This is a genomic window from Streptomyces sp. NPDC088124, from assembly GCF_040685895.1.
Classification (GTDB): Bacteria; Actinomycetota; Actinomycetes; order Streptomycetales; family Streptomycetaceae; genus Streptomyces.
In genome coordinates, this window is record NZ_JBFBJB010000025.1 from 102,913 (window position 1) to 119,609 (window position 16,697).

The 16,697-nt window shown below is 73.0% G+C and carries 16 protein-coding genes; 8 read left to right on the plus strand and 8 right to left on the minus strand.

Annotation, left to right across the window (positions count from 1 at the left end; genetic code table 11):
• Positions 1-13 precede the first annotated feature (13 nt).
• From AB0P17_RS21875 to AB0P17_RS21900, 6 genes are all read left to right on the plus strand, one after another.
• Positions 14-943 (plus strand): hypothetical protein, encoded by a 930-nt coding sequence (locus tag AB0P17_RS21875; protein WP_365813326.1) that lies wholly within the window; start codon positions 14-16, stop codon positions 941-943.
• A gap of 105 nt (positions 944-1,048) precedes the next feature.
• Complete coding sequence (locus AB0P17_RS21880; RefSeq protein ID WP_365813328.1) at positions 1,049-1,660, plus strand: pyridoxamine 5'-phosphate oxidase family protein; 612 nt, start codon at positions 1,049-1,051, stop codon at positions 1,658-1,660.
• Between the two features lie 52 nt (positions 1,661-1,712).
• Positions 1,713-2,480 (plus strand): L,D-transpeptidase family protein, encoded by a 768-nt coding sequence (locus AB0P17_RS21885; RefSeq protein ID WP_365813330.1) that lies wholly within the window; start codon positions 1,713-1,715, stop codon positions 2,478-2,480.
• Between the two features lie 95 nt (positions 2,481-2,575).
• Positions 2,576-3,943, plus strand: a complete 1,368-nt coding sequence (locus AB0P17_RS21890) for a ferredoxin reductase family protein (RefSeq protein WP_365813394.1) — start codon at positions 2,576-2,578, stop codon at positions 3,941-3,943.
• A gap of 8 nt (positions 3,944-3,951) precedes the next feature.
• The gene (locus tag AB0P17_RS21895) at positions 3,952-4,848 is read left to right on the plus strand and encodes an FMN-binding protein (protein WP_365813332.1); all 897 of its coding nucleotides are present in this window, start codon (positions 3,952-3,954) and stop codon (positions 4,846-4,848) included.
• Positions 4,848-5,621, plus strand: a complete 774-nt coding sequence (locus AB0P17_RS21900) for an FAD:protein FMN transferase (RefSeq protein WP_365813334.1) — start codon at positions 4,848-4,850, stop codon at positions 5,619-5,621. Before AB0P17_RS21895 ends, AB0P17_RS21900 begins: the two co-directional genes overlap by 1 nt.
• Before the next feature lie 169 nt (positions 5,622-5,790).
• Here AB0P17_RS21900 and AB0P17_RS21905 read toward each other — a convergent pair whose 3' ends face one another.
• Genes AB0P17_RS21905 through argC form a run of 5 tightly spaced genes read right to left on the minus strand, consistent with a single transcriptional unit; the run spans position 5,791 to position 10,661 of the window.
• Entirely contained in the window at positions 5,791-6,333 is a 543-nt protein-coding gene (locus tag AB0P17_RS21905; RefSeq protein WP_365813335.1) for an arginine repressor, read from the minus strand.
• A 17-nt stretch (positions 6,334-6,350) separates the two neighbouring features.
• Positions 6,351-7,544, minus strand: a complete 1,194-nt coding sequence (locus AB0P17_RS21910; protein ID WP_365813337.1) for an acetylornithine transaminase — start codon at positions 7,542-7,544, stop codon at positions 6,351-6,353.
• Complete coding sequence (gene argB, locus AB0P17_RS21915) at positions 7,541-8,485, minus strand: acetylglutamate kinase (RefSeq protein ID WP_365813339.1); 945 nt, start codon at positions 8,483-8,485, stop codon at positions 7,541-7,543. The genes AB0P17_RS21910 and argB overlap by 4 nt, the downstream gene beginning before the upstream one ends.
• Positions 8,482-9,636 (minus strand): bifunctional glutamate N-acetyltransferase/amino-acid acetyltransferase ArgJ, encoded by a 1,155-nt coding sequence (gene argJ / locus AB0P17_RS21920; RefSeq protein WP_365813341.1) that lies wholly within the window; start codon positions 9,634-9,636, stop codon positions 8,482-8,484. The genes argB and argJ overlap by 4 nt, the downstream gene beginning before the upstream one ends.
• Positions 9,633-10,661 carry an N-acetyl-gamma-glutamyl-phosphate reductase gene (gene argC, locus AB0P17_RS21925; RefSeq protein ID WP_365813343.1) on the minus strand — a complete coding sequence of 343 codons (1,029 nt, stop codon included), beginning with the start codon at positions 10,659-10,661 and terminating at the stop codon, positions 9,633-9,635. The genes argJ and argC overlap by 4 nt, the downstream gene beginning before the upstream one ends.
• A gap of 172 nt (positions 10,662-10,833) precedes the next feature.
• On the opposite strand from argC, the gene AB0P17_RS21930 reads away from it, so the two are divergent.
• Complete coding sequence (locus AB0P17_RS21930) at positions 10,834-13,053, plus strand: NADP-dependent isocitrate dehydrogenase (protein WP_365813345.1); 2,220 nt, start codon at positions 10,834-10,836, stop codon at positions 13,051-13,053.
• A gap of 94 nt (positions 13,054-13,147) precedes the next feature.
• Here AB0P17_RS21930 and AB0P17_RS21935 read toward each other — a convergent pair whose 3' ends face one another.
• On the minus strand, positions 13,148-14,035 hold the full coding sequence (locus AB0P17_RS21935; protein ID WP_365813347.1) for a transferase: 888 nt from the start codon (positions 14,033-14,035) through the stop codon (positions 13,148-13,150).
• On the minus strand, positions 14,032-15,294 hold the full coding sequence (locus AB0P17_RS21940; protein ID WP_365813396.1) for a glycosyltransferase family 4 protein: 1,263 nt from the start codon (positions 15,292-15,294) through the stop codon (positions 14,032-14,034). Before AB0P17_RS21940 ends, AB0P17_RS21935 begins: the two co-directional genes overlap by 4 nt.
• 309 nt (positions 15,295-15,603) lie before the next feature.
• Between AB0P17_RS21940 and AB0P17_RS21945 the strand changes: the two genes are divergently transcribed.
• Positions 15,604-15,795, plus strand: a complete 192-nt coding sequence (locus AB0P17_RS21945; RefSeq protein WP_365813349.1) for a DUF1059 domain-containing protein — start codon at positions 15,604-15,606, stop codon at positions 15,793-15,795.
• Positions 15,796-15,858: 63 nt separating this feature from the next.
• Here the strand turns inward: AB0P17_RS21945 and AB0P17_RS21950 are convergent, their stop codons facing one another.
• Positions 15,859-16,635 carry a VOC family protein gene (locus AB0P17_RS21950; RefSeq protein ID WP_365813351.1) on the minus strand — a complete coding sequence of 259 codons (777 nt, stop codon included), beginning with the start codon at positions 16,633-16,635 and terminating at the stop codon, positions 15,859-15,861.
• Positions 16,636-16,697 lie beyond the last annotated feature (62 nt).

The window sequence follows — 16,697 nt, forward strand, 5'->3', positions numbered from 1 at the left end:
GTGAGGTTTCCGCATGTCCAGGGCTCTTCCGAAGTACAACAAGCGCCGTGTGCTTATCGCCGGTGGCGCCGCCGCGGTCGTCCTGTCCGGTGCCGTGATCGCCGGCAACGCCTTGGCCGGCGAGGGCGACAGCGGTACGCAGGCCGGCTCGCCCGGCACGGTGAGCTGCCCGGCCGTCGCGGGCTCGCTCCCCGCGGTCCCGGCCTCCGCCCAGGCCGAGATCGACCGCAACCTCGCGCTCCTGGAGACCCAGATCTCCGAGGCGAACCAGCGGCTGATCGACACCGTCGGCCAGGGCGGCCCGAACTTCGTGCAGAACGCCATCCTCGGCCCGCTGGAGGACAAGCGCGTCGCCACCATCAACCGCATGGCCACCGCCATCGGCCGCACCGCCGAGAAGCCCGTCGGCCTCGACGCGCTCGCGCCCTGCACCCTGAACGCGGGGGGCGGCGGGAACGCCGGGGCCGGAGACGCGGGAGCCGGTGACGCCGGGGCTGGTGACGCGGGCGCCGGGGACGCCGGAGCCGGGGATGCCGGGGCTGGTGACGCGGGCGCCGGGAATGCCGGAGCCGGTGACGCCGGGGCCGGAGACGCGGGAGCCGGGGACGCCGGAGCCGGGGACGCCGGGGCCGGGGCCGGGAACGCCGGCGCCGCGGGCACCGTGAACTGCCCGGATGTCGCGGGCTCGCTCCCCGCGGTCCCGGCCTCCGCCCAGGCCGAGATCGACCGCAACCTCGCCCTGCTCAACACGCAGATCTCCGAGGCGAACCAGCGGATCATCGACACCGTCGGCCAGGGTGGCCCGAACTTCGTGCAGAACGCCATCCTCGGCCCGCTGGAGGACAAGCGCGTCGCCACCATCAACCGCATGGCCACCGCCATCGGCCGCAGCGCCGAGAAGCCCGTCGGCCTCGACGCGCTCGCGCCCTGCACCCTGAACTGACCACCGGACCGACCCCACCGGACCGAACTCTGACCGGGACGCCGTCGTCGCTGCCGAGCGACGGCGGCGTTCCGTTCGTCCGGCACGCTCGCGACAATCATCCGTATGGGAAAACGCTATGAACGGATCGACGGCAGAATCCGTGCCTTCATCGAGGAACAGCCCGTTTTCTTCACCGCCACCGCCCCGCTCGCGGACGACGGCCACGTCAACCTCTCGCCCAAGGGGCGCGCCGGCACCCTCGTCGTGGTCGACGAGCTGACCCTGGCCTATCTCGACTTCGGCGGCAGCGGCGCCGAGACCATCGCCCACCTCCGGGAGAACGGCCGCATCACCCTGATGTGGTGCGCCTTCACCGGCCCGCCCAAGGTGCTGCGGGTGCACGGCAGGGGTGAGCCGGTCTTCCGCGACGACCCGCGCTGGGCCACCTACATCCCGTACTTCGCGGAGGCCGACGGACCGGCCGCCCGCGCGATCATCGTCGTCCACGCCCTGCGGATCGGCGACGCCTGCGGATTCGCCGTGCCCTTCATGGAGTACCGCGCGGAACGCACCCAGCACGCCGAGCACTTCGGGCGGAAGTCCGACGAGGAGTTCGCCGCGTACTGCGCGAAGAAGGAGCATGTCCCGGTGAGCCTGGACGGGCTCCCCGCGCTGCCGGTGCCACTGCCCCCGCGGACGGACCGGCCGGCTGAATCCGGGCTGCGTTCGGCCTAGCGCGCGGCCTTCCAGGGGGACGGCGGCGGACCACCCGCGTACGGTCCGGGCCATGCGTACCGCTCGTACCGCCCGCGCCCTCGCCGTCCTCGCCGCCGCCACCCTGCTCGCCCTCGGCACCGGGGCGCCCGCCGCCGGAACCGTCCACGGCGCCCGAACCGCCGACGCGCCGCTGCCCGAGCGGATGGCCGACACCGGCGGCGGCAGCCAGCTCCTCACCGCCGAGGCGCCCGGCACCGGGTCGACCACCGGCCGGCTCACCTGGTGGGACCGGCGGGACGGCCGGTGGGTGGCCGCCGGCTCCGCCGCCGCGCGCTTCGGGGCCGGCGGGCTCACCGAGGGCACCGGCCGACGGCAGGGCACCTCCACCACGCCGACGGGGGTGTACGACCTGCCGTACGCGTTCGGGACCGCCCCCGCGCCCGCCGGGACCGCGTACTCCTACCGTCCCGTGACCGGGGCGTCCTGGTGGTGCCAGGACAACGCGTCGCGCGACTACAACCGCTGGGTGGAGGGGCTGCCCGCGGACTGCCGGGCCGCCGAGTCGGAGCGGCTCGCGGACTACGGGACGCAGTACTCCCACGCCATGGTCATCGGCTTCAACTACGACCGGCCGGTGCGCGGCCGGGGCGCGGGGATCTTCCTCCACGTCGACGGCGCGGGGGCGACGGCCGGCTGTGTCTCCGTGCCGGCCGACGCGATGCGGGCCGTGCTGGCGTGGGCGGACCCGGCGCGCGCCCCGCACCTCGCGATCGGCACGGCGGACGGGCCGACCGCGCTGACGGCCGTCACCCGGTTCGGAGGAACCACCAAAGATTGAACTCGTCGCACCGCTCCCCCGCTTCTTTGAACCCGCCGTCACTCAAATCCGTATCGGCGGGCACGGAGGAGAGTTGAGGTGCAGTTCCCGTGGCGATGATGCACAACGGCCGGGCCGCCAGACGGCAGACCATGCGCGCGATCAGCCCCCAGCGGTCGGGCGCGCTGCCCCTGCTGGTGATGTGCTGGGCGGGCGCGGCCGCCGTCATGGCGTTGTGGTGGCAGAACACCGCGGTCGTCTACATGAACATGGCCGAGTGGCTGCTCGGCGGGGGCCGGCTCACCGGGCTGCTGGGCGGCTATCTGATCGCGATCGTGGTGCTGCTGATGGCGCGGGTGCCCGCGCTGGAGCGGCGGGTCGGTTCCGACCGGGTGGCCCGCTGGCACGCGGTGAGCGGCCGGTACGCGGTGAGCCTGGTGATCGCCCATGTCGTGCTGACGGTCTGGGGGTACGCGGTCCAGGCGAACAGCCCGATTCTGGAGCAGACCGTCAATGTGGTCACCACGTTCCCGCGGATGATCGAGGCCACGATCGGGACGGTGCTCCTCCTCCTGGTCGGCTTCGTCTCGGCCGGTACGGTGCGCCGCAAGGTGCGCTACGAGACCTGGTACTACCTGCACCTCCTCACCTACGTGGCGGTCTACCTGACGTTCTGGCACCAGCTCGCCACGGGCGCCGAGTTCGTCGGCAACGCGACGGCGACGACGGTCTGGTACGTGCTGTACGCGGCGGCCGGCGCCCTGCTGCTCTGGTACCGCGTCCTGACGCCGGTCCGGCTCAACATGCGCCACCGGATGCGGGTCGACTCGACGGTGTACGAGGCGCCGGGCGTGGTCTCCGTACTGATCACCGGACGGCGGCTGCACCGGATCGGCGCGCAGCCCGGCCAGTTCTTCCGCTGGCGGTTCCTCACCGACGGACTGCGCTGGAGCTCCAACCCGTACTCGCTCTCGGCGCCGCCGCGCCCGGACCTGCTGCGGATCACCGTCAAGGCGAACGGGGAGCACAGTGAGGCCCTGGCGCGGCTGGAGCCCGGCACGCGGATCTGGGCGGAGGGGCCCTACGGCGCGCTGACCGCGGGCCGGCGGAGCCAGGAGAAGGTGCTGATGATCGCGGGCGGGGCCGGCATCACCCCGATGCGGGCGCTGTTCGAGACGCTGCCCGGTGAGCCCGGCGATCTGACGCTGCTCTACCGGGCCAGCAAGACCGAGGACCTGGCGCTGTGGAGCGAGCTGCGCCAGATCGCGTCGGCGCGCGGGGCGCGGCTGCTGTACGCGGTCAACGGTCCCGACGGGGTCCGGCCCGAGATCACCCCCCAGCGGCTGCGCGAGCTGCTGCCGGACATCGACGACCACGACGTGTACGTGTGCGGGCCCACCGGGCTCGCCCGTCAATCGTACGAAGCCCTGCGCGAGGCGGGCGTGCCCGCCCGGCGCATCCATCACGAGTCCTTCGAAATGTGAGGCAGCCGGTGAAGAGGAAGCATCCGCTCCGGCGGATCATGATCGGTGTCGCCGCGACCGCGTCGGGCATAGTCCTGCTGCTCGCGCTGAAGCAGCCCGGCGGGTCCTCGGTGGTCGGCGCGACGGCGCCCCCCGGCTCCGCGGCGGGCGCGGCGGCGGGTGCGGCCGGGGCCAACGGCGGGCAGCCCCTGCTCGGGGACGCCGTGAACACCCAGTACGGCCCGGTCCAGGTGCGGCTCACCATGGCCGGCGGCAGGATCACCCAGGCCGAGGCGGTGCAGGCGCCGGGCTCGGACGCGCGCTCCAAGTCGATCACGGCCGACGCCGTACCGAAGCTGAACCAGGCGGCGGTCACCGCGCAGAGCGCCCGGATCGACGCCGTGACGGGGGCCAGCTACACCAGCAAGGGCTACCAGGAATCGCTCCAGAGCGCCCTGGACAAGGCGGGTACGGCCGGTACCGGCGGTACGGGCGCGGACGCGGGCGGCGGTTCGGTCGAGGCGGGCGGCGAGACGGGCGCCGGAGCGAGCGGGGGCGCGGGCTCCGGGTCGGACGGCTCCGGGGCGGACGCGGGATCCGGCACCGGGGCGGGGTCGGGCTCCGACGCCCCGCCCGCGGCGCCCGCCGCCCCGAAGACCGTCCTCGGGAGCGCGGTCGACACCCAGTACGGGCCCGTCCAGGTGCGGATCACCGTCGCGGACGGGAAGGTCACCGCGTCCGAGGCGGTCCGGGCCCCCTCCTCGGACGCCCGCAGCAAGTCGGTGACCGCCGACTCCGTACCGAAGCTGAACCAGGCGGCGGTCACCGCGCAGAGCGCACAGATCGACGCCGTGTCCGGCGCCAGCTACACCAGCGAGGGCTACCGGGAATCGCTCCAGAGCGCGCTCGACCAGGCGGGCCTCTGATGGCGCCCGAGGGGGCGCGGCTGCGCCATGTCGAGGAGTCGATGGGCACGGTCTTCTCGTTCGACATCCGGGGGGTACGGGACCGGCCGCGGGTACGGGCGGGGCTCCAGGCGGCGGTGGCCTCGCTGCATCGCGCGGACGAGATCTTCTCGACGTACCGCCCCGACAGCCAGATCTCGCGGCTCAACCGGGGTGAGCTGACGCTCTCCGACTGTCTGACGGAGGTCGTCGAGGTGCTCGACCTGTGCGCGGAGGCCGAGCGGGAGAGCGACGGCTGGTTCACCCCCCGGTACGCGGGCGGGGTCGACCCGACGGGGCTGGTGAAGGGCTGGGCGGTGGAGCGGGCGGCCCGGATGATCGCCTCGTCCGGGGCTGCCTCGGTCTGCCTCAACGGCGGCGGCGACATCCAGCTGGTGGGCGGCCCCTGGCGGGTGGGCATCGCCGATCCGCTGCACCCCGGGGACCTCGCCACGGTGATCGAGGCCGACCAGGGCCTGGGCCTGGCCACCTCGGGCCCGGCGGAGCGGGGCTGCCACGTCCTGGACCCGCATACGGGCGAGGCGCCGGACGGGGGCCTGGCGTCGGTCACCGTGGTCTGCGAGGAGGGCGTGACGGCGGCGGACACCCGGGCGACGGCCGCGTACGCGATGGGCGAGCGGGCGCGGGAGTGGCTGGAGGCGCTGCCGGGCACCGAGGGCTTCGCCGTCACACCGCACGGCGGGACCTGGGCGACGAGCGGCTTCCACCGCCATGTCGCGACCGTGGGGGTCTGAGCGGACGGCACACGGGCGGCGCCGTATCCACCGCACGCGCGGGCGGCGCCGTACCGGCGCACACGGACGGCGCCGTACCGACGCGAGCCGGGCGGCCCGGGGACAACCCGGGCCGCCCGGACGGCGGTTGAGCCGCGGGGACGCCGGCCGCACACCCCCTGGGGCGCGTTCAGCGGTCGTTCTGGGCCAGTTTCAGCAGATGGTCCGCGAGGGCCTGGCCGCCGGCCGGGTCGCGGCTGATCAGCATGAGGGTGTCGTCGCCGGCGATCGTGCCGAGGATGTCGCTCAGTTCGGCCTGGTCGATGGCGGAGGCGAGGAACTGGGCCGCGCCCGGCGGGGTGCGCAGGACGACGAGGTTGGCGGACGCCTCGGCGGAGATGAGGAGTTCACCGGCGAGGCGGCGCATCCGCTCCTCCTTGGCGGACTCCCCCAGCGGGGCGTGCGGGGTGCGGAAGCCGCCCTCGCTGGGGACCGCGTAGATCAACTCACCGTTGGTGTTGCGGATCTTGACCGCGCCCAGTTCGTCCAGGTCCCGGGAGAGCGTCGCCTGGGTGACGCTCAGCCCGTCGTCCGCGAGCAGTTTCGCCAGCTGGCTCTGGGAGCGCACCGGCTGCCGGTTGAGGATGTCGACGATCCGGCGGTGGCGGGCGGTTCTGGTCTGCGGCACGGACGGCCCGCCGTGCTCTGCTTCCTGGGCGTGGGCGTCGGTCATCGTCGTCGTCTCATTTCTCAGGATCGTCCGTCCCCGTGCGCGTCGTCGAGGATGCCGGGAAGGGCCTCCAGGAACGCGTCCACCTCGGTGTCGCCGATGATCAGGGGAGGCATCAGCCGTACGACGTCGGGGGCGGGGGCGTTCACCAGGAAACCGGCACCCTGGGCCGCCTGTTGCACCGTCGGCGCGTGCGGCCCGGTGAGCACGATACCCAGCAGCAGTCCCGAACCGCGGACGTGGGAGACGAGCGGGTGGCCGAGGCCCTCGACGCCGTCGCGCAGTTTCTCGCCGAGCCGCTTCACCTGGTCGAGGCAGCCGTCGGCGGCGAGCGTGTCGAGCACGGCGAGCCCGGCGGCGCAGGCGACCGGGTTGCCACCGAACGTCGTGCCGTGCTGGCCCGGCTTGAGCAGGTCGGCGGCGTCCCCGAAGGCGAGGACCGCGCCGAGCGGCAGACCGCCGCCGAGGCCCTTGGCGAGGGTGACGACATCGGGCTCGACGCCCTGGTGCGCCTGGTGCTCGAACCAGGCGCCGGTCCGGCCGACGCCCGTCTGCACCTCGTCGAGGACGAGCAGGGTGCCGGTGGCGCGGGTGATCTCCCGGGCGGCCTCCAGATAGCCCTTGGGCGGGACGACCACGCCGTTCTCGCCCTGGATCGGCTCGATGATCACCAGTGCGGTCTCCTCGGTGACCGCGGCGCGCAGCGCGTCGGCGTCCCCGTACGGGACATGGGTGACCTCGCCGGGCAGCGGCAGGAAGGGCGTCTGCTTCGCGGGCTGGCCGGTGAGCGCCAGGGCGCCCATCGTCCGGCCGTGGAAGCCGCCCTCGGTGGCGACCATGTGGGTACGGCCCGTCAGCCGGCCGATCTTGAAGGCGGCCTCGTTGGCCTCGGCGCCGGAGTTGCAGAAGAACACCCGTCCCGGGCGGCCGGAGAGCTGGATCAGCCGCTCGGCGAGGGCGATGGGCGGCTGGGCCACGTACAGGTTGGAGACATGGCCGAGGGCGGCGATCTGCCGGGTGACGGCGGCCACGACGGCGGGGTGTCCGTGGCCGAGCGCGTTCACCGCGATGCCGCCGACGAAGTCGGTGTAGCCGGTGCCGTCGGCGTCCCAGACGCGGGCGCCCTCGCCGCGTACGAGGGAGAGGCCGGGCGTCCCGTAGTTGTCGGCCATGACGCCCTGCCAGCGCTGGATCAGCTCCTGGTTGCCGGTCACTTCGCTCCCCTTGCCTCGGTGTGCGTCCGTACGTGGTCCCGCGCGCCGGGGGCCTGCCCGTCCGGCACGACCATGGTCCCTATGCCCTCGTCGGTGAAGATCTCCAGCAGGATCGAGTGCGGGACCCTGCCGTCGAGCACGCGTGCCGTGGTGACCCCGTTGCGCACGGCGAACAGGCACCCTTCCATCTTCGGCACCATGCCGCTGGACAGCTCGGGCAGCAGCGTCTCCAGCTGGGTGGCGGTGAGCCTGCTGATCACCTCGTCGCTGTTGGGCCAGTCCTCGTAGAGGCCCTCCACGTCGGTGAGGACCATCAGCGTCTCGGCACCGAGCGCGGCGGCGAGCGCGGCGGCCGCGGTGTCGGCGTTGACGTTGTAGATCCGGCCGTCGTCGGCGCCGCGTGCCACGGAGGAGATGACCGGGATCCGGCCGTCGGCGAGCAGTGCCTCGACGGCGCCGGTGTCGATCGCGGTGATCTCGCCGACCCGGCCGATGTCGACGAGTTCGCCGTCGATCCGTGGCCGGTGCTTGACCGCGGAGATGGTGTGCGCGTCCTCGCCGGTCATGCCGACGGCGAGCGGGCCGTGCTCGTTGAGCAGGCCGACCAGCTCGCGCTGGACCTGCCCGGCGAGGACCATCCGTACGACGTCCATCGCCTCGGGCGTGGTGACGCGCAGGCCGGCCTTGAACTCGCTGACCAGGCCGTGCCGGTCCAGCGCGGCGCTGATCTGGGGGCCGCCGCCGTGCACGACGACCGGCTTGAGGCCGGACTGCCGCAGGAAGACGACGTCCTGGGCGAAGGCGGCCTTGAGCTCCTCGTCGACCATGGCGTTGCCGCCGAACTTGATGACGACGGTCTTCCCGTTGTGGCGGGTGAGCCAGGGCAGCGCCTCTATGAGGATGCGGGCCTTGGGCAGCGCGGTGTGCTTGCGGGTGCTCATGAGCTGTACGCGCTGTTCTCGTGGACGTACTCGGCCGTGAGGTCGTTGGACCAGATGACGGCCGTGTCCGTGCCGGCGGACAGGTCGGCGGTGATGCGGACCTCGCGGTAGCGCATGTCGACCAGGTCGCGGTCCTCGCCGACGGAGCCGTTCTTGCAGACCCAGACGTCGTTGATGGCGACGTTCAGCCGGTCGGGCTCGAAGGCGGCGCCGGTCGTGCCGATCGCGGAGAGCACCCGGCCCCAGTTGGGGTCCTCGCCGTGGAGGGCGCACTTGAGGAGGTTGTTCCGCGCGATGGAGCGGCCCACCTCGACGGCGTCGTCCTCGGTCGCCGCGTTGATCACCTCGATCCGGATGTCCTTCGAGGCGCCCTCGGCGTCCCCGATGAGCTGCCGGGCCAGATCGGCGCAGACCTGCCGGACGGCCTCGGCGAAGGCGTCGTACTCGGGGGTCACCCCGGAGGCGCCGGAGGCGAGCAGCAGGACGGTGTCGTTGGTGGACATGCAGCCGTCGGAGTCGACCCGGTCGAAGGTGGTACGGGTGGCGGCGCGCAGCGCGGTGTCGAGGGCGGCCGTCTCGATGTCGGCGTCGGTGGTGAGGACGACGAGCATGGTGGCGAGGCCGGGGGCGAGCATGCCCGCGCCCTTGGCCATGCCGCCGACGGTCCAGCCCGCACCGCCCGCGACCGCGGTCTTGTGGACGGTGTCGGTGGTCTTGATGGCGATGGCGGCCTTCTCGCCGCCGTGTTCGGAGAGGGCCGCGGCGGCCGTGCCGATGCCGGGCAGCAGCTTGTCCATGGGCAGCGTGACGCCGATGAGACCGGTGGAGGCGACGGCGATCTCCCCGGCGCTGTGGCCGGTCAGGACCTCGGCGGTGTGCTCGGCGGTGGCGTGGGTGTCCTGGAAGCCCTTCGGGCCCGTACAGGCGTTGGCGCCGCCGGAGTTGAGGACGACGGCGGAGACGGTGCCGCCCTTGAGGACCTGCTCGGACCAGAGGACGGGGGCGGCCTTGACACGGTTGGAGGTGAAGACGCCCGCGGCGGCGCGGCGCGGCCCCTCGTTGACCACGAGGGCCAGGTCGGGTCCGCCGTTCTCCTTGATCCCGGCGGCGATGCCCGCCGCCATGAATCCCTTCGCTGCGGTGACGCTCAAGGTGCCACTCCGATCGTGGTCAGTCCGGTGGACTCGGGAAGTCCGAGGGCGATGTTCATGCTCTGCACCGCGCCGCCGGCGGTGCCCTTGGTGAGGTTGTCGATGGCGCTGACGGCGATGACGCGCTCGGCCGCCTCGTCGTACGCGACCTGGAGCTGGGTGGCGTTGGAGCCGTACACGGAGGCGGTGGCGGGCCACCGGCCCTCCGGGAGGAGGTGCACGAAGGGCTCGTCGGCGTACGCCTTCTCGTACGCGTCGCGTACGTCCTCGGCGGTGGTGCCGGAGGTGGCCCGGGCGGAGCAGGTGGCGAGGATGCCGCGCGGCATGGGGGCGAGGGTGGGGGTGAAGGAGACGGTCACCCGCTCGCCCGCGGCGGCGCTGAGGTTCTGGATCATCTCGGGGGTGTGCCGGTGGCCGCCGCCGACGCCGTACGGGGTCATGGAGCCCATGACCTCGGAGCCGAGCAGGTGTGGCTTGGCGGTCTTGCCGGCGCCGGAGGTGCCGGAGGCGGCGGTGATCACGGCCTCGGGCTCCACGAGTCCGGCGGCGTACGCGGGGAAGAGGGCGAGCGAGACGGCGGTGGGGTAGCAGCCCGGCACCGCGACACGCTTGGACCCCTCCAGCGCGGCACGGGCGCCCGGCAGCTCCGGGAGGCCGTAGGGCCAGGTCCCGGCGTGTGCGGAGCCGTAGAACCGCTCCCAGTCGGCGGCGTCCTTGAGCCGGAAGTCGGCGCCCATGTCGATGACGAGGACCTCGTCGCCGAGCTGCTCGGCGACGGCCGCGGACTGCCCGTGGGGCAGCGCGAGGAAGACGACGTCGTGGCCGGCCAGGACCTCGGCGGTGGTGGGCGCGAGGACGCGCCCGGCCAGGGGGAGCAGATGCGGCTGGAGCCCGCCGAGCGCCTGTCCCGCGTTGGAGTTGCCGGTGAGGGCTCCGATCTCGATCTCCGGGTGGGTGAGCAGCAGACGGAGCAGTTCCCCGCCCGCGTATCCGCTCGCTCCTGCCACCGCCGCACGTACAGCCATCGAAATATCCTCCTCGGTAATGGCATGACTATACGTAGCTATGCAGTTTTATGCAATGACGTCTCCGATGGGAAGGGGAGGCCGGGGCCCTGTCCTCCGGAGGGGGTTCACGAGATATCTTGATGTCGAGCAATGTTGCAGACGTATGTTGCAGACGTGGAGCGGAGCACCGGTGACTGACTCGACCATCATCTATACGCACACCGACGAGGCCCCGGCCCTGGCGACGTATTCGTTCCTGCCGGTGGTCGAGGCGTACGCCTCGACGGCCGGGGTCTCGGTGGAAACCCGCGACATCTCGCTGGCGGGACGGATCATCGCGGGCTTCCCCGAGTGGCTCCAGGACGGCCAGCGGATCGATGACGCGCTCGCCGAGCTGGGCGGGCTGGCCAGGACTCCTGAGGCCAACATCATCAAGCTGCCGAACATCTCGGCGTCCATCCCGCAGCTCAAGGCGGCCATCGCGGAGCTCCAGGGACAGGGCTACGCGCTCCCGGACTACCCGGACGACCCCAAGTCCGACCAGGAGAAGGACATCCGCGCGCGGTACGACAAGGTGAAGGGCAGCGCCGTCAACCCGGTGCTGCGCGAGGGCAACTCCGACCGCCGCGCGCCCGCGTCCGTGAAGAACTACGCCAAGGCGCACCCGCACCGCATGGGCGCCTGGTCGGCCGAGTCGAAGACGAACGTCGCGACCATGGGCGCCGACGACTTCCGCTCCACCGAGAAGTCCGCGGTCGTCGCCGAGGCCGGTTCGCTCCGGATCGAGCTGGCGGGCGAGGACGGCTCCACCACCGTCCTGCGCGAGTCCGTGCCGGTCCTCGCGGGCGAGGTCGTGGACGCGTCGGTGCTGCGGGTGGCGGCGCTGCGCACATTCGTCGCGGCGCAGATCGCCCGCGCCAAGGCCGAGGGCGTGCTCTTCTCCGTGCACCTGAAGGCCACGATGATGAAGGTCTCCGACCCGATCATCTTCGGTCATGTCGTACGGGCCTTCTTCCCGAAGACGTTCGCCGCGCACGGCGCGACGCTCGCCGCGGCCGGCCTGACCCCGAACGACGGTCTCGGCGGCATCCTCAAGGGCCTGGAGTCGCTGCCCGGGGGCGCGGAGATCGCGGCGTCCTTCACCGCCGAGCTGGCCGAGGGCCCCGCGCTGGCGATGGTCGACTCCGACCGCGGCATCACCAACCTGCACGTGCCGAGCGATGTCATCGTCGACGCCTCCATGCCGGCCATGATCCGCACCTCCGGCCACATGTGGGGCCCGGACGGCGCCGAGGCCGACACGATCGCCGTCCTCCCGGACAGCAGCTACGCCGGGATCTACCAGGTCGTCATCGACGACTGCCGCGCCAACGGCGCCTTCGACCCGTCGACGATGGGCTCGGTGCCCAACGTCGGTCTGATGGCGCAGAAGGCCGAGGAGTACGGCAGCCACGACAAGACCTTCGAGATCACCGCCGCCGGCACGGTCCGCGTGGTGAACGAGGCCGGCGAGGCCGTGCTGGAGCAGCCGGTGAACGCCGGTGACATCTTCCGCATGTGCCAGACCAAGGACCTGCCGATCCAGGACTGGGTCAAGCTCGCCGTCAGCCGCGCCCGCGCGACCGGCAACCCGGCCGTGTTCTGGCTGGACGAGGGGCGCGCGCACGACGCGAACCTGATCGCGAAGGTCGAGGCGTACCTGCCGGAGCACGACACCGACGGGCTCGACATCAGGATCATGGCGCCGGTCGAGGCGATCGCGTTCTCGCTGGAGCGCATCCGGCGCGGCGAGGACACGATCTCCGTCACCGGCAACGTGCTGCGCGACTACCTCACCGACCTGTTCCCGATCCTGGAGCTGGGCACGAGCGCGAAGATGCTCTCCGTCGTCCCGCTGATGAACGGCGGCGGCCTCTTCGAGACCGGGGCCGGCGGCTCCGCGCCCAAGCACGTGCAGCAGCTGGTCAGGGAGAACTACCTGCGCTGGGACAGCCTGGGCGAGTTCCTCGCGCTGGCGGTCAGCTTCGAGCACCTCGCGCAGACCACGGACAACCCGCGCGCCCAGGTCCTCGCCGACACCCTCGACCGCGCGACCGGCTCCTTCCTCAACGAGGACAAGTCGCCCAGCCGCAAGGTCGGCGGCATCGACAACCGCGGCAGCCACTTCTACCTGGCGCTGTACTGGGCCCAGGAGCTGGCGAAGCAGACGGACGACGCGCAGCTCGCCGAGGCGTTCGGCGCGCTCGCCAAGACGCTGACCGAGCAGGAGGGCACGATCGTCGACGAGCTGATCGCGGTGCAGGGCTCGCCCGCCGAGATCGGCGGCTACTACCGGCCCGACGCGGAGAAGGCCGCGGCGGTCATGCGCCCGTCGAAGACCTTCAACCAGGCGATCGCCACCCTCGGCTGACGCCCCGCGGGACGTGCGTCGCCTTCCGGCGGACGGCACGTCCCTCTCCCGCACGGCCCCGCCCCGGTCCGGCTTCATGCCCGGCCGGGGCGGTTCAGTCTCCCGCCACCTCCAGGGAGAGGTCGTTGTCGAGCGTGTAGTACGGGCGCACGGTCACCCCGCCGAGCGTGGCGGCCGGGTAGACGAAGATCTTCTTGCGGTCCGCCACGTCGTCCAGCAGCCGGCCCATCCGGACCGGGCCCGCGACGGCCCGGTCCGGTGGCGGCTGTACGTAGAGGTCCCACACCGCGTGGCCCCCGCCGCCCGCGTCGAGCAGGTCGCGGTAGTCGACGGTGAAGGAGAAGTCCTCGCCGTCCGGGCCGCCCTCGGCGCGGGGTTCCGTCCGCAGCTCCGCGCCGTCCCCGCCCCGGCGGCGCAGCAGGACCGCCGTCCCGGCCGCGGGGCCGGCGCCGTACAGCCGCGCGCGTACGGTCAGGGTGTGGCCCGCGACGCGGATGCCGGCCGCCTCGGCGTGGCCGGGCCGCAGCCAGGCCCGTACGGCGAGATAGCCGTCGGCCGTGGCGTACGGGACGCGGACGGCCAGCGGTGCGCTCCGGCCGGCCGGGCGGCCGGAGAGCAGCGCACGCAGGTCCCGCAGCCCCGGGAGCAGCCGCTGCCGCGCCGCCTCCCCGGTGTCACCGGAGGCGGGCACCAGATACGTGTCCCAGCGGCCCTCGGCGAGCAGCGGCTCCGGTTCCAGAACGGCCCGCAGCAGGTCGGGCCCGGCCGGTTCCAGGCCGAGGAGGTGCCGGACCGTCTCGGGCCGCCCCTTCTTCGGGCGCAGCCGCAGCAGCAGCCGGGGGAGCGCGCCGGCGGGGGCCGTCCAATGGATGTTCCAGGTGATCCGGCCCGCGCCGTCCACCGTGCAGTCGGCGCGGGGTCGTGCGGCGGGCGGGGCGGGCCTGGCCGGGCCGGCGGGCGGGGCGTGTTCCGTCGTGCTCATCGGCCTGCCTTCCGTACGGTCCTGAGGGCCGCGCCGGCCGCGACCCGGGCGGTGTCCCTGGCCGCGTAGCCGCCGCTGATCAGCGCGCTCACCGGGCGCGACGGCGGGGCCGCCGGTCTGCCCGCGCGGCGGGCCGCGGCAAGGTCGCCGAGGAGCCGCTCGGCCTGCGCGACGACGGGGCCGGGGGCGAAGCGCCAGGAGTTCTCCAGGGCGGCACGGCCCATCCGGCGGCGCCGTTCGTCGTCGCCGACGAGTGCCAGCAGCGCGGCGGCCAGGGCGTCCCGGTCACCGACCGGGACGAGCGCCCCGTCGACGCCGTCCCGGATGATCTCGGCGGGGCCGTAGGGGCAGTCGGTGGCGACGACGGGCAGCCCGCACCGCATCGCCTCGACGATCGTCATGCCGAAGGGTTCGAAGTTGGAGGTCACGGCCCCGATGGAGCCCTTGACCCACTCGGCCTCCATGGGGGTGGCCGAGCCCATCAGGAAAACGTTGTCGTGCAGGCCCAGTCCGTCGATGAGCCCGCGCAGCCGGTCCTGTTCCTCACCCCCGCCGTAGATGCGCAGCAGCCACTCCGGATGGCGCTCCGCCACCTGCGCGAACGCCTCGACGAGCAGGTCGTACCGCTTCACCGGGACCAGCCGGCCCGCGGCGACCACGACGCGGGCGTTCCCGTCGGCCGGGGGCAGGACCGGATCGGGGACGCTGTTGGGCAGCGCCTCCACCCGGACGCCCGGCAGCCGCATCTTGCGCCGGTAGGCGGCGGCGTCGGCCTCGGTGACGGTGGTCAGCGCGTCGAGCCGGGTGTAGGCGCGGCGCAGGACCTTCCGCAGCCGCGGCGAGTGGTTGTCCAGGGTCAGGTGCTCCTGCCCGATCCGCAGGGTGCGCTCGGGTGCCTGGAGCGCGAGATGGACGTTGAGCCCGGGGCGGGTGCCGATCACGGCGTCGGCGTCCAGTCCTTCCAGGCAGGCGCCTATCCGCTCGTCGGTCAGCTCGCTGTACTGGTCGTAGCGGTACTCCGAGGCCGGGTAGACCTTCGCCGGGCGCAGATGGCCCGGGTGGTCCCGCTCGGTGCGGAGGTCGACGAGGGGGCGCAGGGTGATCCGCGGATCCGGTGTGAGGTTCGGCGCCTCGCGGTGCCGGAACACGGAGATGATCTCCACCTCGTGCCGGTCGGCCAGCGAACGGGCCAGGTTGTATGTGGTGGTGATGGTCCCTCCGATTCCGTAGGCGTTGTGAATGAGTAAAGAGATCTTCATGCGCCGGAAGACCGTCCGGGCGGTGGCCAGGTTGTCCGTGTTGCCGCTTTGTTGGCCGGCTGTTTGCTTTCCGTGACGCGGCGGGACGGCCCCCGCGGCCTTGGCCACGGCGAGAACGGCGGGCAGCGCCTCGGGAAGGACCAGCGCAGGGTTCTTCATACGTGTCCGCATCATCGGTCTCCTGGTGAAGAGCCGGCCACGGCGGCCGGTCACCGCTCCGACGGGTCGCGCCCGCGGAATGTGACACGGCCCGCGGCCGGGAAGCGCCCGCCACGGGGCGGCCGGATACTGGAGGGGAGGAGGTGCGTCATGCGCAAGGTCGCCGACTGCCGGGATTTCCCGAGCGAGACGGAGTGCTCGCTCGCCATCACCGGCGAGGAGGACGAGGTGGTCCGCGCCGCCAGCGAGCACGCCGTCTCCGTGCACGGTCACGAGGACAGCCCTCAGCTGCGGCAGCAGATCCGGTCGGCGCTGAAGGACGAGGTCCCTCAGCACGCCTGAACCGGACCGGATGGGCCCGTCATCCCCGTCCTCGACACCACATCCCCGATCCGGGGCCCGCGGTCAGCTCGCCCGAGCGGCCGGGGGCCTCGCGCCGACCTGGAACACGGCCCCGAACGGGTCGGTGATCCCGGCCATCCGTACGTAGAGGGTGTCCTCCGGCTCCCCGGCGGTGCCGCCCGCCGCCACCGCGCGGCGCGCCGTCCCGTCCGTGTCCGCCACCTCGAAGAGGGTGCCCCAGGCGGCGGCCGGCGCCTCCGGAACGCCCATGATGCCGCCGATCTCGTGGCCGTCGGGGCGGCGCAGGAAGGTGAAGTCCGCGTCGGGCATGTCCTGGTTGGCGTCCAGGGTGAAGTCGAAGACCTTCGCGTAGAACTCCCGCGCCGGGGCCGGGTCCGGCGTGACCAGGTCGTTGCGTACGAGGCTGCCGGGCTCGTTGACCAGTTCGCAGCCGAGCAGGGTGCCGCCCTGCCAGAGGCCGAAGGCGGCGCCGCCCGGGTCCACGGCGAGGGCCGACCTGCCCTGCTCGCCCTTGTCCAGCGGGCCCGCGGTGACCGTACCGCCCGCTTCCGCGACGCGGCGGGCGGTGGCGTCGCAGTCGTCGGTGGCGAGGTGGACGCGCCAGCGGGGCGGCCGCGGCGACGCCGGCGCGGGGACCGGGCGCAGCCCCGCGACCCGGCTGCCGCGCAGCAGGGCGAAGGTGTACCCGCCGGCGCCGGGCGCGCTGAACTCCCAGCCGAACACCGCCCCGTAGAACTCCTTGGCCCTCTCGACGTCCGGGACGTCGAGATCGATCCACGTGGGGGTGCCCCCGGGCTGGTTGGCGGTGACCCTGCTCATGATCGGCTCCTTCTGCTGTTCTCTCCTGGCCTGCGTGTTCGACGCTAGATCGCCTCCAGGAC